The 21,487-nt window shown below is 39.3% G+C and carries 15 protein-coding genes and 1 pseudogene; 5 read left to right on the top strand and 11 right to left on the bottom strand.

What is annotated here, in order from left to right; translation table 11 throughout:
- Positions 1-7: 7 nt before the first annotated feature.
- The 8 genes from ACPEH5_RS03140 to ACPEH5_RS03105 form a co-directional block, all read right to left on the bottom strand.
- A complete protein-coding gene (locus ACPEH5_RS03140) occupies positions 8-2,998 on the bottom strand; it encodes a TonB-dependent receptor domain-containing protein (protein WP_281110856.1) in 2,991 nt (996 codons plus the stop codon).
- Positions 2,999-3,016: 18 nt separating this feature from the next.
- The gene (locus ACPEH5_RS03135) at positions 3,017-4,426 is read right to left on the bottom strand and encodes a surface lipoprotein assembly modifier (protein WP_281110855.1); all 1,410 of its coding nucleotides are present in this window, start codon (positions 4,424-4,426) and stop codon (positions 3,017-3,019) included.
- Positions 4,427-4,503: 77 nt separating this feature from the next.
- A complete protein-coding gene (locus ACPEH5_RS03130; protein ID WP_187551096.1) occupies positions 4,504-5,247 on the bottom strand; it encodes a Slam-dependent surface lipoprotein in 744 nt (247 codons plus the stop codon).
- A 408-nt stretch (positions 5,248-5,655) separates the two neighbouring features.
- A complete protein-coding gene (gene rnd / locus ACPEH5_RS03125; RefSeq protein ID WP_042843875.1) occupies positions 5,656-6,777 on the bottom strand; it encodes a ribonuclease D in 1,122 nt (373 codons plus the stop codon).
- Positions 6,778-6,862: 85 nt separating this feature from the next.
- A complete protein-coding gene (gene fadD, locus ACPEH5_RS03120) occupies positions 6,863-8,551 on the bottom strand; it encodes a long-chain-fatty-acid--CoA ligase FadD (protein WP_042843876.1) in 1,689 nt (562 codons plus the stop codon).
- A gap of 419 nt (positions 8,552-8,970) precedes the next feature.
- Complete coding sequence (locus tag ACPEH5_RS03115; RefSeq protein ID WP_042843877.1) at positions 8,971-9,567, bottom strand: Slp family lipoprotein; 597 nt, start codon at positions 9,565-9,567, stop codon at positions 8,971-8,973.
- A gap of 244 nt (positions 9,568-9,811) precedes the next feature.
- A complete protein-coding gene (gene tsaB / locus ACPEH5_RS03110) occupies positions 9,812-10,510 on the bottom strand; it encodes a tRNA (adenosine(37)-N6)-threonylcarbamoyltransferase complex dimerization subunit type 1 TsaB (protein ID WP_048607136.1) in 699 nt (232 codons plus the stop codon).
- Positions 10,511-10,613: 103 nt separating this feature from the next.
- A complete protein-coding gene (locus ACPEH5_RS03105; protein WP_048607135.1) occupies positions 10,614-12,530 on the bottom strand; it encodes an ATP-dependent DNA helicase in 1,917 nt (638 codons plus the stop codon).
- Positions 12,531-12,680: 150 nt separating this feature from the next.
- On the opposite strand from ACPEH5_RS03105, the gene ACPEH5_RS03100 reads away from it, so the two are divergent.
- The 4 genes and pseudogenes from ACPEH5_RS03100 to ACPEH5_RS03085 all read left to right on the top strand — a co-directional run bounded on the left by ACPEH5_RS03100 (position 12,681) and on the right by ACPEH5_RS03085 (position 17,165).
- On the top strand, positions 12,681-13,028 hold the full coding sequence (locus tag ACPEH5_RS03100) for a RidA family protein (RefSeq protein ID WP_281110854.1): 348 nt from the start codon (positions 12,681-12,683) through the stop codon (positions 13,026-13,028).
- A 356-nt stretch (positions 13,029-13,384) separates the two neighbouring features.
- Positions 13,385-14,110 (top strand): gluconate 2-dehydrogenase subunit 3 family protein, encoded by a 726-nt coding sequence (locus tag ACPEH5_RS03095; protein WP_048607134.1) that lies wholly within the window; start codon positions 13,385-13,387, stop codon positions 14,108-14,110.
- A 2-nt stretch (positions 14,111-14,112) separates the two neighbouring features.
- A pseudogene (locus ACPEH5_RS03090) lies at positions 14,113-15,887 on the top strand (GMC family oxidoreductase).
- A gap of 12 nt (positions 15,888-15,899) precedes the next feature.
- Positions 15,900-17,165 carry a c-type cytochrome gene (locus ACPEH5_RS03085; RefSeq protein ID WP_423727015.1) on the top strand — a complete coding sequence of 422 codons (1,266 nt, stop codon included), beginning with the start codon at positions 15,900-15,902 and terminating at the stop codon, positions 17,163-17,165.
- 98 nt (positions 17,166-17,263) lie between these two features.
- Here the strand turns inward: ACPEH5_RS03085 and mdtI are convergent, their stop codons facing one another.
- Positions 17,264-17,596: a multidrug/spermidine efflux SMR transporter subunit MdtI gene (mdtI, locus tag ACPEH5_RS03080; protein ID WP_042843883.1), complete on the bottom strand. Its 333-nt coding sequence runs from the start codon at positions 17,594-17,596 to the stop codon at positions 17,264-17,266.
- Position 17,597: 1 nt separating this feature from the next.
- On the bottom strand, positions 17,598-18,026 hold the full coding sequence (gene mdtJ / locus ACPEH5_RS03075) for a multidrug/spermidine efflux SMR transporter subunit MdtJ (protein ID WP_042843885.1): 429 nt from the start codon (positions 18,024-18,026) through the stop codon (positions 17,598-17,600).
- Positions 18,027-18,660: 634 nt separating this feature from the next.
- On the opposite strand from mdtJ, the gene pdxK reads away from it, so the two are divergent.
- Entirely contained in the window at positions 18,661-19,509 is an 849-nt protein-coding gene (gene pdxK / locus ACPEH5_RS03070; protein WP_281110852.1) for a pyridoxine/pyridoxal/pyridoxamine kinase, read from the top strand.
- Between the two features lie 82 nt (positions 19,510-19,591).
- On the opposite strand, the gene zwf is transcribed toward pdxK, so the two are convergent.
- Entirely contained in the window at positions 19,592-21,067 is a 1,476-nt protein-coding gene (gene zwf, locus ACPEH5_RS03065) for a glucose-6-phosphate dehydrogenase (protein ID WP_042843887.1), read from the bottom strand.
- Positions 21,068-21,487: the final 420 nt, after the last annotated feature.

Below are 21,487 nucleotides of genomic sequence, written 5' to 3'. Positions count from 1 at the left end.
TTAATTGTTAGAATCTGCTGGTTAAATTAAAACGTATTGCCCTACCTGGCGCAGGCATCATGCTACGTGTTAATGGGTCAATATAATATTCATCAAATAAGTTAGTCGCTAAGAGCTCTAATGATAGGTCTTTATTCACTTGGTAATTGACGTAAGCATCTGTAGTAAAAACAGCATTCCAATGCATTGGGCTATTATTTAAAGGTGCAAAATGATATGGGTATTTATTTATCATCGCTTCTTCATCTTCATTTTTCGCCCTACTGTGATAACGCATACGACTACCCACTTCCAACGTTTCATCTAAGAAACGTAACCCTAAGTTAGTATGAATACTGTATTTAGGTTGTAATTGAGTCCGTAAATACCCCCCTGGAAACCCTGCAGTTGTGCATTCTGAGCCTCCATATTTATTGTAGGGGTCCATTGATACTAATGACGCTTCATCACACACTTCGTTTTTTAAGCGGTAATTTAACCCCACATCACCAAAAAACCAGCCATTATCATAACGAGCTAATAGCTCTATCCCTGCTGTTTTATGTTTATCTACTTGAGTGAAAATTAAATTCATATCTCGCTCAAACGCATTGGTCACCACTGTATTGTAATAATTTATTCTTAAATCAGCGTGGTTTTCAGCATTTAATAATTCTTGGAAGTTGCGCACATAACCAAATTCTATAGTATGGCTACGCTCAGGTAAAAATGTAGGGGGGACATAACTAACACCTCTACTGCTCGAAAAACCAACAGTATCTTCAAAAAGACTTGGCATCCTAACGGTTTCTAAATAACGGGCAAATAGACGATCATTATCCGTGACATATGCAGTTATACCAAAGGCTGGCGCCCAAGCTGAATCTTCATTTCTTTTCGGGGCTTTAAATTTTTCAACCTCTGTAAATTTAATTTTATCTTTCCTTTTATTTAACTCAGTCAATCCATATTTTTTCGCTGTCAAACCAGTGACTGGGTCGATAACCTCTTCTTTTAAATCAACTTCACCATTATAAAAAGGATTATTTTTTCGCATAAAGCGGTTGTTGGTATCGGCCTTCCATTTAACTATGTAGTCTTTTCCCGCAATTCTAAATTCGCGTTTTCCTTTCATATTACTTGCCCATATTAAAGAATGTTTCGGCATGCCTAAAGCTTCTTCAATCAAGACCTTTGTATCATATGGTAGTTTATCTTTTATGCTTGCAAAACTTTGCCCCTTACTATTAACATAATTCTGTATTAGTTTAAATTCATCGGCTGTTAACACACGGGTTAACCGAAAATTTCTAGCTGTTACCTGACTGACTCGAGCAAAATTTATGTCTTTTGCCGCTACCCTTCTTTCTTTTAAAGTGTCCCTAGACCAATAGCTAATATATTGAGCCCCTGCATTAAGGCTTAACCAATCTGTTGGTTGCCAATCAAGCCTTATTGCACCATTGTATTCCCTGCGTTTACCTTCCCTTGGAACCGCACGGAATAAACCACTTATCGGAACTGTATTTGAATTATACACATCGTCTCTACTCCCTATCTTTTCATCAATTAAATTTCCTATTAATGTGATTTTAAACTCAGGGGCTAATTGAAATTTATTGGATAACGAAATACCATAACGATCATTAAGCTGGCTTAATTTAATGCCATTGACTAATGTACCATTGAGCTCAGCTAAGCGAGGTCGAGTTTTAAATTCATAAGACCAATCTCTTTGCATAGGCTCCCTAGGCTGACCTCCCGCCGTATTCGAATTTAAATCCATTTTCGTCAGCCAATACCCTAAACGAAAATCAACCCAATCCATAGATTCCGGTTTGAAAGAATAATTCGCATAAAAGGTATTTAAGGTTAAATTAGCTAAAGACCACTGTGGGATACTGCCAGTTAAATCATGATAGCGGATCTGTGATGGCATGATTTCACCATAGTGGCTGGTTGTTCTCATGTAACCAAGAGACAAATCTTGTGCATTAGGCAGCATAAGATTTAATTTTGCTAATAATGTAGACATTTCATTAGACGTGTTACCAACCTCTTTATTGGGAGCATAAATTTTGGCAACAAATGGCATATAGGGGTCAATGGATTTCTGTGGCGAAGCTGGGTCATAAGTAATAATCTCGCCTGTATATTTGCCTGACCCACGACTTCCCGCAAAATAATTACCTTGGTTGCGATAACTATAGGCTAACATAAGGTCAAATTTTTCTTGCCGTGTACCAATGGCAAAACGTGCCGCTTTATCTTGTAAATTAAAGAAATTGGCATTCCCTCTAGAACGAGGTTTAACAAGGACTTGGGAGTCTTGGAAATAGATCCCGCGAAATTTTTTATAATCCAGTGTTTCTAATAGGCGTTTGTCATCCCGATAATCCACACCATAATTTACCTGACGAATTCTCGGCTTTGTTGAATTACTACTGGTTTCTAACTTGATATCAAACCCAAATTGTTCATCTGCATCAACAACATCATCAATACCAATAGTTGTTATTGCGATTCCCCCACCTGTCGAAGTACGCACATCACGACTGAGTCCCCCGCTTTTCATCACCCTAATACGACTAATCATGTTCGGGTCAATATAATTACGGTTGTTAGCACCATTGTAACCACGCCAAACCGTGATAGCCTGTTCAGTACCATCAACCGTAACAGGAACACGCCCTTGCCCTTGAATACCCCGTACGTTAGGATCTAACGCCCCACTATTGCGGGCATCACCACTATACACCCCAACAGCATGGTTGATAGTGTCGGCTGGGTTTGTCCCCTTATAACGCTCGATTTCTTCCTTACTGATATAGATATTCGATTCATCTTTATCATACTGATCATCAGCCCCTTTTTTATCGCGCTGTTTAATTGTGGTTGTTTTATCATTAACTATGATAGAACCGATATTTTCACGCTCTTGTGCATACAATAAATTAGGAATACTACAAACAGACAACCCTGTCGCAATATTAATCGCTATTACTGTTTTTACTTTCATTATTCCTTCCGCTAAACATTAGAATTTTTTGCTGAAATTGACACCAACTTCACTTTGCTTAAAAGAATAAATAATATGAGCCGTACTTTTATTTATTTGGCTATTAAAATACACCGCCGGTGTAAAGCTTAATACTTTGTATTTTTCTAATGTCAGTTGTGTATTCAAATACCAATTATGATCACTTCTTTTTGTATTCAAATAATCATCAAACTGTTTAAACTCTGTATATTTATAACCAGTAACAACCAATAACTTATAGGGGTCGACAACTGTTAATAGCCCAATTTTTGTTCCATATTGCAGATAACTGTCGCTTTTGAATTTTTTCTCCCTCTTGATAACATCTATCCCTGAAAAAAATAATAGATTTGGATTAAGAAAATAACCACTAATCAGTGAATAAGAGAGTTTATTACCATCATTAAAGTTATATTTATCAATATAATTTTTATTTTTTAACTCTACCCCCCCGAATAATATTACTTGAGGCGTAAATTCGTATTCTACGGCTATCCGTGCCCCTAATTTCAAACTATGATATTGATTATCATGCCATTTAGTTTCAACAATCGGTAACAACTGTATTTTTTTATTTGCACCTTCAAACTGGTAGCCTCCATTGAGTAAAACACTTATTTTTTTAGTGGACACTGTTTTCATCGGTTCTAACCCAACAATGTTAAATGAAAACTGCCCAGCATGATTACCTAATAATGGATAGCGTTTCGATAGTTCAATAGAATAATGCCATTCCCCACCAGCTATCGCCTTTTTACTACTCCCCATACACTTGCTTCGAAAACAATAAATATTATTACTATTGGATGCTTCATTTAAATTAAAATCATAGCTTGCACCAAGTTTAATCGTACCCTGCCAATGATTTTTAGTTTCCAGTAAAATTATTTGACTACTAATGAAATTACTCAGGCTTACTGATAGTTTATTTTTATACTTGGTTAGCAATGTTTGATACACCAATAAAGCATCTTCATAGCGCTTAATACCAATAAGTGCAAGTGCAAGCTTTATTTCAATTAAGGGTAAATCCGGCTGTACAGCCAAAATTTCATTATAAAAACCAATCGCTATCTCATACTCTCGCCTTACCAGTGCCTTTTCAGCGTAAATATATTTAACTAGGTTTTCATCATGCTGATGATCGCTTTTATAAAGAAAAATTATAGTTTCTATTTTATCAAACTCTTTTTTACGAACAAGATCATAAAGAATAAACCCAAGTTCTTCGATGTTTTTTTCATTATTTTTTGTTTTTTTTATTTTCAGTTCATGTTTATCATTATTATCTATACTTAAAATACTAATAAATTGTTCGTCTAATTGTTGCCCCGCAAATATTGGGGTTACAAAATTACATGAGCTTACAATAATAAAACCAATTATATACTTAATATATACGACCATAAATAACCTATTCTTTAGTGATAAAAAAAGCAGACAAAATAATATTTTGCCTACTTGTCTTTATTTAAGTTTAATTATTAGTCTTTTTTGCCACCAAATGCGGTATCTAAGTGCTCATGCCCCTTAAATGAAGTAATACCTGCAACTTGCTCTGCATTATCGCCAAATAACTGCCCCATACTACTACCTGTTATTGTATCATTCGCTATAGCATTACCACTGAATTTCCCTTGCTCTGCAATATTCCCCCCCATCGAAATACTTAATGTTTTCCCTTTTAATGAGCCTTTATACGACTTATCATTAAAATCAGCCGTGAATGAGCCTATTAGTTTTGTTTCACCATCAAATTGGTTGATTCCTTCTAGGGTATAATTGGCTTGCCCACTAGATGGAACCTCACTCATCGCGTTCTCACCCGAGAAATAAGCTGTGTGTGTTGTATCGCCGTTTACCCCTGTCTGTGACCAATCACCGAAATATACTTCGGCATCCGCAACCTGACTAAATTGAAACTTGCCCATGTTACCATGTGGTATAGTAGTACCATCAAGAAGATAAACATTATCAGGCTTCTTAATATCGCTACTTTTTAAGCCTGAAAATGATATAGTTTTTCCTCCTGCTATGCTTCGATAACCAATACCGGGGGTACCTAACGCACCACCGTGTGGTCCCATTGTTGATTCAGTTTCATCTATTCTTATATTTACCATATTATTATCATAACTTTGGCTTTGCCCTGAGATGGTTTCAGCCATAGTGCTACTAGAAAATATAGAGAATGTAACTGCTAATGTTAATACCGATATTTTTTCCATTTGTTGGGTCCTTTTCAATAGAAATTAACTTACCTTGTTAAATAAAAATCCACATTAAGAAAATATTATATTTTCCTTTAATGCGTAGATGTCAGTATATGAAATCACCTTTCATTTACAAATAAGCTTAATATAATTAGCTTTTTTATTATTTGGTGAAAAACAAAAATAATGGTTTATTTTCAGTTTATTAAAAAATAACCTTATAGTAATTAATTATATTATCCCCCTTTACTCTTTTTTGTTTGTTTATTTTTAAGAGTAAATTTAATTAAAAACCAATTTTTATTTAAATATAGCAGGCGATTAACTAGAATTTATTTGTTAGAGTAATTAAATGAAATGATAATATAACTGAAAAGGATGTTTTTAGTAGGTACAAGGGAAAACCCCCTGTACCTTAAACGATTATACGTTTGTTAGTAACTTTGAAATAGGTTTTGCAAGCAACTTTCCACGCCAACCATCGAGAAGCTCAGGGGGCGTTGCCGAAGTTTTTAGCCCCCAATGTAAAGAAAGTAACTGGTTAATCTGCCTTCTTGAGGCTAATAATTCTGCATTAAATTTTTCATTTTCAGCGATATCTTTGACGATAGCTTTAATTTCTTTAAAGAGATTTTTATATTCACTTTGTTCAGTAATATTTGCCACAGGTGCAGGATATTGGCTTGCATCAAGTTTTTTAGCTTGATCCACAATAGCTAACAAACGCTTACCGTGACAACGGATTTCTTGCCCCGTCAAACCTAAGCTATCAAGTTCGCCGAGAGAACCCGGTAAAAAACGAGCCACTTTCCACAAGTGCTCTTCTTTTACAACAAAGTTAATTGCCATATCACGAGCTTTTGCCTGATTTAATCGCCATGCCGCGAGTAACTGTAAACACGCGAGTTGTTCATCACGTAATTGCCAAGCATTATGAATATTTAGGTATGCTTTTTCCGGTTTGAGTGTTTTTTGACGACGAGCGACAACACGTTGGCACTCATCTTTAACATCTTCTAAATACCCAGCCTCCATCACTTTAGCCATCAGGATTTCAGCTAATGGTAGTAAATACAGCACATCCGCTGTTGCGTAATCACACTGTTTTTCACTCAATGGGCGCGCTAACCAATCAGTACGAGACTCACTTTTATCCAACTCAATTCCCAGATGTTCTGATACCAACGACGCAAAACCACACGAAATAGGATACCCTAAAAAAGCCGCTATAATTTGCGTGTCAATCATGGGTTCAGGAACGCAGCCGAAATCATGCATAAAGACTTCGAGATCTTCACTGCCCGCATGTAAGAACTTAATTTGATTTGGGTTAGTCAAAAGTGCTTTGAACGGGCTAAAATCCGTTATTGATAACGGGTCAATCAACGAAACTTGCTTTCCATCATACAGCTGTAGCAAACCTAATTGAGGATAATACGTTCTGGTACGAACAAACTCGGTATCCAACGCAAGCCATGGCGCATGGCTCGCTTCTTGACATATTTGGGCTAGTTCACTATCTGTAGTTACTAAACGATAATTCAAAACAAGTTTCTCTTTTTATATTTTCATCACAGTAACGCCGGTATAAACCGGCGTTACTTATTATCTTTATGAGACTAAACCATCATCATACTGGTGTTTTATCTCTTTGCAATTTTTCTTCATCACGCAGATCTTTACGTAAAATTTTACCTACGTTAGATTTTGGTAATTCATCACGAAATTCAAATAACTTAGGCACTTTATACGCGGTTAACGAACGACGGCAAAAGGTTTTAAGTTCATCAGCAGTTAAATTCGTATTTTTCGTCACAACAAACACTTTAACGGCTTCCCCTGTACTTTCGCTAGGAACACCAATTGCAGCGCATTCAATCACATCAGGGTGTGCCGAAATGACATCTTCAATTTCATTTGGATAAACATTAAAACCAGAAACAATAATCATGTCCTTTTTGCGATCAACAATGCGAATATAGCCTTCAGTATCTATTTCAGCGATATCCCCTGTCGCTAACCAGCCATCAACGATGGCCTCCGCGGTTGAGTCAGGGCGATTCCAATACCCTTTCATAACCTGAGGGCCTTTTACCCACATTTCACCGGGTTCACCAATGGCAACTTCATGACCATCATCATCAAGGAATTTAACATCAGTTGATGGAACAGGTAAACCAATACTTCCACTATAAGACGTTAAGGTATAGGGGTTCCCCGTCACTAATGGTGAACATTCTGTCAAACCATACCCTTCAAGCAAATGTTTCCCGGTGAGCTGCTGCCATTTTTCAGCCACTGCTTTTTGTACTGGCATCCCCCCACCAACCGAAAGACGTAAACGTGAAAAATCTAACTTCTTAAACTCATCATTATGAAGCCATGCATTAAATAATGTATTCACCCCAGTAATGGATGTAACAGGATAACGCCCTAATTGCTTCACCGTGTCTGGTACATCACGCGGGTTAGTTATAAGTAAATTGACTCCCCCAACATTGATGAATAACAAACAGTTCACCATCAGCGCAAATACATGGTAAAGAGGTAATGCAGTCACAACAAACTCTTCCCCAAACTTCAACACAGGGCCGTAAGCTGCTCTCGCTTGTTCTAAATTCGCTAACATATTGCGATGGGTTAACATCGCGCCTTTGGCAACCCCTGTTGTTCCCCCCGTGTATTGCAAGAAAGCCAAATCACTACCTGCAATGTTTGGTTTAATATATTGCATACGATAGCCATAATGCATTGCACGACGAAATGATATGGCATCGGGTAAATTGTATTTAGGAACTAAGCGTTTCACATACTTAACAACAAAATCCACAATGGTCGCTTTTGGTCGTGAGAGTTGATCGCCCATTCGCGTCAAAATGACATGCTTAACTTTGGTGTTATAAACAATTTTTTCTAGCGTATGAGCAAAATTCGACACAATCACAATCGCTGCGGCACCGCTATCGTTTAGTTGATGTTCTAGTTCTCGCGGTGTATACAGTGGATTAACATTCACCACTACCATACCTGCCCGCAATATCCCAAACAAAGCAATAGGGTACTGCAAGAGGTTCGGCATCATTAATGCAACACGATCCCCTTTTTTTAGACCAAGCCCATTTTGCAAATAAGCAGCGAAAGCACGGCTTCTTTCCTCCAGCTTCCGATAAGTCATGACTGCGCCCATATTGATAAATGCAGGCTGATCAGCATATTGAGAAACCGCGTTTTCAAGTAACTCAGCCAAAGAGGCAAAGCGATCAGGATTGATTTCTTCCGGCACATCAGTAGGGTAATTTTTTAGCCAGATTTTTTCCAAAATGTTACTCCTGAATTTAGTGAATTTATTATACTCAACACATGTTTTAACAAATTATTAACTCAGCGTACCAGTTTGAAAAACAGACAATGTCAAGGTTGAGACCTCTATCACTAAATAAATTTTATTCTTCTAAGAAAAAACAAGGCGGTCTATGCCGCCTTGTTTGTCTTAAGATTAATTAAATAGATGTAAATCTATACAAGATAACGTAATTATACACCGAACTACACTAAGTTTGGAGAGCTTATCGATGCTTAATAACTTGCCATATCAAAAAAAGATAGTTTTAGTGGTATAAAAGACTGCCGAAGAACGCCATTATTTATCTTCAAGCACAAAAAAAGCCATTACTTTAAAGGTAACAGCCTTTTCCTTTTTACTTAGTGAGTCTTAAGTTCAAAAACAGAGATAAAATATTACTCAGTTAAGTAAGTGTGAACCTGAGCCGGGCCGCCTGGATAGCCATATCCCCACCCCCAAGGATGGTTATAATAGTAAGGGTCCCCGTAGTAGCCATAATTCCACGGCCCACTCGGTGGTATCATAACACTTTGTGCAATATTCCAACGTTGAAAACCTGTCACATCTAAAGTGACATATTTGTAAGGAACTTGCCCGACTTTACCTGGTTGTTCACCAGTGATTTTACCGACTACCGTGACGTAACGATTAGTGAAATCACTCGGCTCACGGAAGCCATTCAAATAAGCATATATACGACCAATAGATGGAGCATTGAGTTCAGGTGCAGCATCGTATTTACTCAATGCCATCACCGCAATTTCTAAGCGAGTCCTTGTCGGCTCATTTGCCACAGCAAGGACTTTTCCACCAAAGCGTGCCTCTTGACCAATATACATTTCAGGTGCATTTTGTACGGATGTTAAGTTATCCGTAGGATTTTGTACCGACCCTTGAATTGATGCGGGTATCGAGACGCACCCTGTTAGTGCTAATACGCTTGCGACAAAAAGACCTTTAAGTGCAGTGCGGCAGTTTAATTCAATATTCATAGACCACCTCCGATTAGCAATAGTATAATTTTATATTGTGTTGTTTAAAATAGTCTTAATTTGAGACAACACAATATGTTAAACAGGCATACATTACCTTTTAATAATAACCTATCTTTTTAAACAATTCGATTTGTATTTTAATTTATCAAGATATTATGTATTACCTAAATTAGATAATAAATTGGCTATATATTTAGTGATAAGATACAGCCAATTCAATTTTTGATGACTTCTGCTGAACTTATTCTCTACCGGGCAATTTTTTCCAAGTCACTTCATTACGCAAATAAGTTGGTTCTACATTTTCAACTGCAATCGCTTTACCTTGTTGCCATAACTGTGCAGCAATTGGCAGCATGTCTTGCGCATCAGGTAACGTCACCTGACTATCACTCAATGCCTTATCACTGGCTAATAATGTTGGATAAGCTGCCCAACCTGTACCGGCATAGCACCATTGCCCAGTCAATGAGGTGAATTGGGCTTTAAAGTCATCAGGTTGTAGAACAGCTTCTGTGCCTTCACCTAACCATTGCCTATCTACAACATATTGATATTGAGCACAATAGATTTCAGACATACGTGCATCAATGGCAACTAGGACTTGCGTTTGCCCCGTGAGACGTAATGCACCTTGAGCGAGAGTCATTAATGAAGAAACACCAATCATTGGCAAATCAGCACCTAATGCTAACCCTTGTGCTATCCCTACACCAATGCGCACTCCCGTGAAACTACCCGGGCCACGACCAAATGCTAATGCATCTAACTGGTTTAGCCCCATACCTGCTTCGGCCAAAACCTCTTCAACCATGGGTAAAACTTTTTGTGTATGTTCACGAGGGGAAATAGCAAAGCGTGAAATGATTTCACCATCACACCAAAGTGCAACTGAACATGCTTCGGTTGCTGTATCAACAGCAAGAATACGGGTCGACATGCCTAAACTCCGGCAAATTAATAATTTTTGATTAAAAGATGTTATGCATATTAACACAAACAACTTCCGTAACAGCAGAAAAACGCCAAGGAATTGACTCTTTTTAGGGAGACTGTCGCCTTTTTTCTTCAAGAAATTCGATAGCCTTGGTTACGCTTCTCGTCCGTGGAGATGGAGGAAGGCTGCGTAAAAATACCTCACCATAAGGACGAGTCACTAGGCGATTATCACAAATCACTATCACACCATAATCACTTGTATCACGAATTAACCGACCAACACCTTGTTTTAAGGTAATAACAGCATCAGGTAGCTGTACATCGGCAAAAGGGTCGCCACCGCGTAATTCACAGTCTTCAATTCGCGCCCTCAATAAGGGGTCATCTGGTGCCGTAAATGGCAGTTTATCAATAATCACACAAGTAAGTTCATCGCCACGTACATCTACCCCTTCCCAGAAACTACTTGTTGCGACTAACACAGCGTTTCCTGCCGCAATAAACTGAGATAACAGTTTGTTCTTACTGCTCTCCCCTTGCATTAATACGGGTAACGTTAATGAGGCTTTAAATTCTTCGGCTAATTCACGCATCATCACATGAGATGTACACAAAAAGAAGCACCGCCCTTGGTTTTTCTCGATTAAAGGCCGTAACATCGTTGCCAGTTTTTGCGCAACTCCGCGTTGATTCGGTTCCGGTAAAAAACGCGGCACACACAACAACGTTTGACGTTGATAATCAAATGGGCTCGCCAGTAATAATGTTTTGGCTTTAACCAAACCTAATCGGTCTGTAAAATGACTTAGCTTTTCATTGACAGATAACGTTGCTGATGTGAAAACCCAACTCGCAGGTGTGCTATTAATCATCTCACTAAATTTTTCTGCGACCGTTAATGGGGTCAAAGCGAGTAAAAAATGACGTCCATAGCTTTCAAACCAATAACTGTAGCCAGCAATAGAAACATCTTTAAGCCGGTTTAGCCGGTTGCGATACATAGTCACTCGCTCGAAAATAGAATCTAAGCTTTGAGAGCGCCCTAAAGAGGTTTTAATTACCTCATAGCATAATTCTAATGAATCATCGAGTAATGTCAGCGCCCTTTGCACAGCAGGTAGCTTAAGTAAGTCACGTAAGTTCCCACGGAAGCTGTTTTCCCCCAAATTCAACCTAAAATCTAACGTGCTTTGCGTTAGCCTATCCGCACTTTTTTGCAGTTGTACTTGGTCTTTCAACTCCGTTCGATACGTCATGACCATGTCCCGGGCAAGGTCAAGTAATTGACGACTACTTAACTGTTGGCCAAAATATTGGCTGGCAATATCTGGAATTTGGTGTGCTTCATCAAAAATCATCACCTCTGCTTGGGGGATTAGTTCCCCAAACCCCGTATCTTTGACGACTCTATCCGCCATGAATAAATGATGATTGACGACGACAATATCCGCTTCTAAAGCTTTACGGCGAGCTTTGAGAACAAAACACTCTTTATAACGAGGGCAATCACTTCCCAGACAATTATCATTGGTACTAGTGACTAGTGGCCAAACCGGGCTATCCTCAGCAATATCATGGCAAGTACTGGTGTCGCCTAACTCAGACTCTATTGACCAACTACGTAACCTAACAACGGCAGATAAAATTTCTGGTTCGAGGCTTCCGCCACCTAATGATTGCTGATCTAACCTTTCTAAACACAAGTAATTGGAGCGCCCTTTCAATAAAGCTGTGCGCCCAGTATAGTTCATCGCTTCGATTATTGAGGGTAAATCCCGATGATATAATTGATCCTGTAGTGCTTTTGACCCTGTTGAAACAATAACTTTTTTCCCACTACGCAATGCTGGCACTAAATAAGCATAGGTTTTTCCTGTTCCCGTTCCCGCTTCAGCCACCAGCACCTGTTGCTGTTCAATCGACTCAGCTACGGCTTTGGACATAGTAACCTGAGCTTCACGAGGTTGAAAACCAGGAATTGTTCTGGCTAAAAAGCCATCCGCAGAAAAATCATCGTGCACAACAAAAACCTATTTATCAAAAAAATGAGTAGCACACTTTACCATGAGTTGGCTTACCCTGCTGAGCTAATTAATACTTGGTTGAACAACTGATTTTCATCCGGCTATCAAGCTGCTATTCTTGAGTTACATGTATAATAAGGAATGATTATGTCCATTAAACGTATTGACCCAGATAATCGTTGGTCTGAAGCTGTTATTCATAATAATGTTGTTTACTACACCAGCGTGCCAGAAAACCTCGATGCCGATATCGTGGCGCAAACCGCCAATACACTTGCTGCAATTGATGTCATGTTAGAGCGTATAGGTTCGGATAAAAGCAAAATCCTCGATGCAACAATTTTCTTGACTGATAAAGCTGATTTTGCTGGGATGAACCAAGCATGGGATGCATGGGTCGTTGCGGGAAGTGCACCTGTACGTTGTACTGTACAGGCATTATTGATGAAGCCTGAATATAAAGTTGAAATAAAGATAATTGCTGCAATTGATTGATTTTATATTTAAAAATAAGTGATTGTAGGGTTAGCTTAAGAGTCCTAGTAACGAAACTGGGGCTCTAAACTAAAAATATACCCTTTAAATTTAAAACTGCCTCCTGTCTGCAATCGCCCGCGAATAAAATAGCTAAAGCAGCATCCCAATTTTCTCAATCCAGCTTCCCTTATTAACAATTTATTGCCACTAAAATCTGCGTTTTGTTACATAAAACACATTTAGAAACCTTTTTTAGGCAAATATCCCTCATTAAAATAAACGACTATAAATTTTAGATAGTTCTATCTTCTATCACACACTAAAAGAAACTTATGTGTTTATTTAAATTAATAGATCATAACTGGGATAGTAATATGAGCAAAAAAGAAAACGTACCTCCTAGGCGAATTTTTTTACAGAAAACATTAGCTATCATTCCGCTTACCGCGCTAGGCAGCAATCTAATAACCATGGACAGTTTAGCTGCTACATCTCATTCACCCAATAATTTATCAACGCTATATTCCCCGCTTTTTTTTAATGAAATTGAGTGGCAATTCGTTCTTGCTGCCACCAATAGGCTTATTCCTGCCGACCAATATGGCCCAGGTGCCGTCGATGAAGGTATCCCTATTTTTATTGATAAACAAATGGAACAACCTTATGGATATGGGCATCTTTGGTATATGCATGGCCCCTTTGCAACTAGTGTTCCAGAATTAGGTTATCAATCTCCGTTAACCCCTCGTGATTTATGGCGCAATGGGATTCAGGATGTCAATGTATGGTGTCAACAACACCACAATAAAATGTTCGCTGAACTAGAAACGGCAGAGCAAGATGAAATACTCACTCAGCTTGAAAATGGCGCGCTTGAACTTTCCTCCGTTCCAAGCGAACTGTTCTTCACACAAATGCTTGAAAATACAAAAGAGGGCTATTTTTCTGACCCGATTCATGGCGGAAATCAAACAATGGCTTCGTGGAAATTAATTGGGTTCCCTGGTGCTAGAGCTGATTATCAACAAGTTATGGATAATCCTGGTCAACCGTACCCATTAGGGCCCGTGAGTATTTCAGGTAAGAAAAGAGGAATATAGCCATGGAAATTAAAAAAGATCCTGTTGATATTGTCATTGTGGGTTTTGGTTGGACTGGGTCATTAATGGCCATGGAGCTCGCCAATACAGGTCTAAAAATAGTCGCTCTTGAACGAGGTGAAAAACGGGATACTTATCCTGATTTTGCTTATCCTCGAATTGCAGATGAATTGACTTATGGTATTCGACTGAAATTATTCCAAAATATATCTGGAGAAACCATAACGGTAAGGCATAAACAATCAGACACTGCGCTGCCTTATCGGCGTTTAGGCTCTTTCTTGCCCGGAAATGGGGTTGGTGGTGCGGGTGTTCACTGGAATGGCATGCTTTGGCGACCGTTACATGCAGATATCAAAATGCGCAGTACTGTTATTGAAAAGTATGGGGCTGACTTTATTCCATCGGACATGACTGTACAGGATTATCCTTTTAGTTATGAAGAAATGGAGCCCTATTTTGACAAATTTGAAAAAATTTGTGGAACTTCAGGCCAAGCCGGTAATATTAATGGCAAAATTTTGGATGGAGGAAACCCTTTCGAGTCTGAACGGAAAAACCCTTATCCAACTAAACCATTAAAAATGCAATATTCATCCCTATTATTTAATGAAGCAGCAAAATCCCTTGGTTACCACCCTTCCCAACACCAAGTGCTAACTGTACAGAGCCTTACGTCAACCCTTATGGCGTTCAACTTGGGGTTTGTAATTATTGTGGTTATTGTGAACGTTTTGGCTGTTTTAACTATTCTAAAGCATCCCCTCAAACCTGTGTGCTCCCAGCATTAAGGCAACATAAAAACATTGAATTACGAACAAACTCACATGTTGTTCAAGTCAATATGGATTCGACGGGGAAAAAAGCAACGGGAGTCACTTATATAGATAGCCATGGGCAGCGTGTTGTACAGCCAGCAGACCTTGTTATCTTAAGTGCATTCCAATTACATAATGTCCGACTACTTTTGTTATCGAATATAGGAAAGCCTTATAACCCTACTACAGGAGAAGGGGTTGTCGGTCGTAACTTTGCTTATCAAATGAACGGTGGAGTCACTTTATTTTACGATCAAAACCAATTCATGAATCCATTCGCCGCCGCGGGCTGCACAGGTAGTTTTATTGATAACTATAACGCTGAAAATTTTGACCATAGCCAACTAGGCTTTATCGGCGGTTCAACAATATCGACGACAACTTCAGGTGGACGCCCTATTCAGCAAATGACGATACCAAAAGATTCGCCAACATGGGGAACAGGTTGGAAAAAAGCTATTAAAGAAAATTATTTACACTCAATGCATATTGGGGCCTCAGGGTCTGTCATGCCTTATAAACAATGTTACCTAGACCTTGATCCAACTTACCAAGATAAGCATGGCCTACCACTGTTAAGAATGACATTCGATTGGCAACCCAACGAATTGAAAATGACTAACTTTGTCGGTTCTAAGGCTGAAGAAATAACAAAAAGAATGAACCCTAAACATTATGAAATGGGGTTTATGTCAATGGATGCACATTATGATGTACGCCCATACCAATCAACCCATACCACCGGTGGTGCAGTGATGGGTGACTCCCCACAAAATAGTGTCGTCAATAAGTACATGCAAACTTGGGATGTTCCCAATGTATTTGTATTAGGGGCTTGTTGTTTTCCACAAAACCTTGCTTATAACCCAACCGGGATAGTGGGTGCGACAGCACTGTTTGCTGCAAACGCTATACGTGAACTTTATTTACCAAACCCAGGTCCTTTGGTTCAAGCCTAAATAAAGGGGAATATGATGGGTAAGCTAAAAATAAACTCTCTATTATTGATTATTGGCCTTTGTAGCATTGCAGCCAAAGCAGACAATAATTTCACTAATGGTCAACAGTTGGTCGCAGCTGGAGATTGTATTTCTTGTCATACTGCTAAAGACGGAGCTCCTTTCGCGGGAGGATTGAAGATGATCACCCCAATTGGGGCCGTTTATTCTTCAAATATCACACCAGATAAAACGTTTGGTATCGGTAATTATAGTTATGATGACTTCGTTAAGGCAGTACGTGAGGGGGTTGCCAAAGACGGCCGTAACCTCTACCCCGCGATGCCTTATACTTCATATGCAAAAGTGACTGACCAAGATATGCGCATGATTTATGATTATTTCATGACGCAAGTTAAACCTGTAAAGCAAGCCAGCTTAGAAAGTGATATCCCTTGGCTAATCAGTATGCGCTGGCCGCTGGCTGTCTGGAATGAAATCTACTTAGACAACAGTATTTATCAAGCAGACAATTCAAAAAGCGAACAATGGAACCGAGGTGCTTATTTAGTTCAAGGGTTAGCGCATTGTGGGGCCTGCCATACCTCTAGGGGGATTGGATTCGCAGAAAAAGCACTAGACCAATCTGATCAGACTTATTTAACAGGGGCACTAATCGATAACTGGTATGCACCTGACTTAACTGAAAATGCGATAAGTGGATTAGGTAATTGGTCTAAGCAAGATATCATTCAATTTTTAAAAACTGGCCATAATGATAAAAATGCCGCATTTGGCTCAATGTCTGATGTGATTAAAAATAGTACACAATATTTGTCAGATGAAGACCTAACGTCAATAGCCGTGTATTTAAAATCATTAACATCAACGAGTAAACACTCAGCGTCTTCAACAACTAACAACACAACCACTTCGTTAGTTGCCGGAGATATGAGCCAACCTGGTGCTCAAGAGTATATGGACAACTGTTCTGCATGCCATCGTATTGATGGTCAGGGTTATACTAAAACCTTCCCATCCCTTGCAGGCAGCCCAGTAGTCTTAAGTGAAAAACCCGACTCTTTGATAAGGATAGTATTAAATGGCAGCCAAGTCCCTGTGACTCAAGATGTGCCAACCGGGTTAACTATGCCTAATTTTGCGTGGCGTTTAGATGACCTACAAATGGCTAATTTATTGACGTTCATCCGTAGTAGTTGGGGGAATAATGCAGAGAAAGTGACGGTTAGTGATGTCAAATCAGTGCGAGATGCAACTACGACAAAAGGCAAAAATTAAAAGAATATACTTTTAACGTATTGATAGATAACAATAAGCCCAAGCCGAACTCCTCAGTCCGACTTGGGCTTATATTACTTTTCAATATACCAAATAGGTTAAGACATTTTAATCAGCACCATTCCTAGCAATAGCAGCACTATCCCACCCCAACCTTTATAATTTAGCCGCTGGTTGAAGAGTATCCAGCCTGCAGCTACTGTGGCAATAATACCAAACGCGCCCCATAGAGCATAAGCAATTGATAATTCAATGCCTTTTACTGCTTGGGCTAAGGAACTAAAAGCCCCTAATACCGCCACCAACGATAAAATACCTAACCAATATCGTTTAAAACCATTCGACATCTTTAGTAAAATATTGGCGATAATTTCGAGTACTACCGCTAGGATCAAAAAGGCTGCATGCCACCATTCAAAATGACTGGCCATCTTATGCCTCCGACTTAGCTTCGCGTCCAACTAGAGCATTAGTTTTGGCTGCATTGACCGCATTTTGCGTTACTTGTTTTACCTTTTGTGCAGATTGGCGAACAGTGGCTTTTTTGGTCCCTGATTTAATCAAGCCAATACCGGTGATCAGTAATACTAACCCACCGATTTTCATGGGTGATAACGTTTCTCCAAACCACATTACGCTAAATGTCGTAATAAATAAGATCCCGATACCTTCCCACAGTGCGTATGCCACACCTAAAGCCACTTTTTTTACTGCAACGGCCAATAAAATATATGATGTTGCTATCATGACATACATCACCACCATACCGGTGAAATCGCCACTGACACTGGCATGTTTCATTGATAAGGTACCGATAACCTCGGTTATAATAGCTAATACTAAAAATATCCAATAAATCATTATAATATCTCTCTATATGCAGCCGCGTAATAGACTATTTTTTATACAGACCAAGGGGTCAAAATACCCATACGCGGTTGTTGAAAATTCAAATAAATAACAACGTGTTGCTGAGTTTATTCAGCAGAATGAATAATCGAGAGAGACGCTATAATGCACCACACCAGTAGTGTTCACTGGAAAGGATAGCTGAAAGGAAAAGCCGATGTGTCGTTCTTTTTTGGGACTTACTGATCTTGCCGCTAGTTGAGCTAAGCATGATATCTCATTCTTTTCATCAGGTAGACATCTACCCAATTTACTCCGAACCCTCATGTTGATAGTTAATTACTGCTTATTTTTAGCATGTCATTTTTATTAAGTCAATGAATATAAACACCTTTTAGTTTGAATAAAAAATCGCATAATTATGCATCGATAAACACGATAAACGTAACTTTGGCATTCTAAAAACGAATAAACAGTCGAAGATAATACGTTTTACACAAATATTTTTTAATAAAAAAATAGATTTTTACCCTTTTTTTCACTTTACAGGCAGCACTAATATGCTATTTGATCTTTAACATTGACAAGCCAGTTGAACAAGCTTCTTATAGTAGCTATATGATTGAAATATACCTAAGAGAGAGTCATGAACACCTTCAGCCTTACCTCCAATAGTTTTCAAAATGCCGCCGATGCGACTCCACTACCCTATGATGTTGTATCAATCCAATCTCAAGTTATTTATGGTAGCGTCGGTAATAGTATTGCGGTACCTGCACTCACCAAGCAAGGCCTGCGTGTTGCTGCCGTTCCCACTGTGGTACTCAGCAATACCCCACATTATTCTACTTGCTATGGTGGTGAATTGCCTGGTGAATGGTTTTGTGGCTACTTAAACGGCTTTATAGAGCGAGGTAGTTTAGACTCAGTAAGAGCTATCCTTACAGGTTACTTAGGTTCCCCTGAGAAAGCACAAGACTTAGCTAACTGGCTAATACGCATTCGGGAGCAACGCCCAACATTGCCAGTTATTGTTGACCCAGTTATGGGGGATGAAGATAGCGGCTTTTATATTCCGCCAGAAATCGCCGAAGTTTACCGTGACAAGGTCATCCCTTTAGCAACGGGTATCATTCCAAATAAATTCGAATTAATGACATTGAGTGGTAAACAGGTCAATAATTTAGATGACGCTGTTAACGCGGCACGCACGCTATTAAAAGGTAATACTCAATGGGTGATTATCACCAGCGCATTTCAGCCTGATGAAGACCATATCGAGGTAGTTTGCGTGACACAACATGAGGTTGCGGTGATCCGTCACAAACGTTACCCCGTGACCCCCAAAGGGACTGGTGACTTATTTGGTGCAGAGTTAACCGCCCAACTTCTTGCGGGGCTTTCAGTACCTGACGCAGCCAAAATGGCCTGTTTACGTATCGAACAAGGCATTATTCATATGGTTGCCACGGGCCGCAGTGAGTTAATTCTCTAAGTGTTTATCTCCCCCTCACGACAAAAAAAGCCAAACAATTGTTTGGCTTTTGCGGGATGAGTTAACTAAATAACATCAGCTGTTACTCAAATTCATTCCAAGAACGCCCATCGCGAGCAATCATGGCAACAGAAGCAATCGGCCCCCATGTACCTGCTTGGTATGGTTTTGGTGCGTCATTATCCATTGCCCATGCATCAATAATGGAATCAACAAACTTCCACGCTTCTTCTACTTCATCACGTCGTACAAACAATGCTTGGATCCCTCTCATCGCTTCGAGTAGTAAGCGTTCGTAGGCATCGGCTAAGTGTGTTTGATTGAAAGTTTCTGAAAAGCTTAAATCCAGTTTTGTAGTTTGTAACCGATGTTTATGATCAAGACCCGGTGCCTTGTTCATAATTTCAATATCAATCCCTTCATCTGGCTGTAGACGAATGGTTAATTTATTTTGCGGCAGGTCTTGGTAGCTTTCAGAGAAAATATTCAATGCCGGTTTTTTAAAGTAAACAACCACCTCAGAACATTTTGCAGGTAAACGTTTACCGGTACGTAAGTAGAAAGGAACGCCAGCCCAACGCCAATCATCAATATCTACGCGCAGGGCAACAAATGACTCAGTCATGCTTTGTTTATTCGCCCCATCTTCTTCTAAATAACCAGGGACTTTTTTGCCTTGCACAAAACCTGCAGTGTATTGCCCACGAACAGCTTTTTCACGCACATTGCTGTGGTCAATTCGGCGCAGTGAACGTAATACTTTCACTTTTTCATCACGAATACGGTCGGTCGTTAAATCTGCTGGGGGTGACATTGCTATCATCGTTAAAATTTGCAGCAAGTGGTTCTGTACCATATCACGCATTTGCCCTGCTTGGTCAAAGTAACCCCAGCGACCTTCAATACCAACCTCTTCTGCTACGGTAATTTGCACATGGTCAATAGTGCGATTATCCCAGTTATTAATAAATAACGAGTTAGCAAAACGCAGAGCTAATAAGTTTAAAACCGTTTCTTTACCAAGGTAGTGGTCAATACGATAAACTTGGCTTTCATCGAAATACTTCGCTACTTCATTATTAATTTCTTGTGAGGATGCCAAATTCGTTCCTAATGGTTTCTCCATTACGACACGATTAGGTTTTTTATTTAATTTTGCATGACCCAGCCCTTGGCACATAGCCCCGAATGTGCTTGGCGGCATAGCGAAATAATGGATAGCTGGCTGGGAATCTTGTTTTAACATTTCAGCGAGACGAACAAAACTTTCTGTTTCATTAACGTCCAAGTTACAGAAATCTAAGCGTGCGCTGAGCTTTTCCCACAATGCTGAATCGAGTTCCTCTTTTAAGAACTTATGTAACGCTTCTTCGACGAAGTTAACATAATCATCTTGGCTCCACTCTGCACGGCCAACACCTATGATACGCGTGTCTGGGTGAATGTAGCCTGCCTTTTCTAATTGATAAAGCGACGGCAGCAGTTTGCGACGTGCAAGGTCACCCTTGGTGCCAAAGATAATTAAGTCACAAGCTTGAGCAGCATTATGTACCGCCATATTGGTTCTCCTCAATTTGCGGAATCTAAGACCTAACTAGGATAGGCCTTATTGTAATTTTGTTAAAATTAGCCCTAATTCCGCTAATGTACCCTGTTGCAAGTGTCCAGTAAATGTTCATGATGCCGATCACAGTTTTTATGCTGAAAAAAACAACATAATTTTGTCCTAATCTCATGTTATAACGGGAATATTCTTTATTGTACGAAAAGTGCGCATCAAAACTGAATGGAGCCAGCCCGTGAAACAAAATAACCAAATCTGTAGGATGTTTACTAATCTGAAAATTAGATACGGGTCAAAGTTTCACAAAAAAGCTACCATTTAGCCTCTGCATTCAGATAGTTTACACATCATACATAGTATATTTTCACACACCATAACAGCCTCATGAATAAGAAACTTAAAATCAACACTAGG

It is taken from the genome of Providencia sp. NPDC089933, from assembly GCF_049545585.1.
Lineage (GTDB): Bacteria > Pseudomonadota > Gammaproteobacteria > Enterobacterales > Enterobacteriaceae > Providencia > Providencia huashanensis.
The sequence above is the reverse complement of the archived record's forward strand: the minus strand, read 5'-3'. Positions and strand labels throughout refer to the sequence as shown.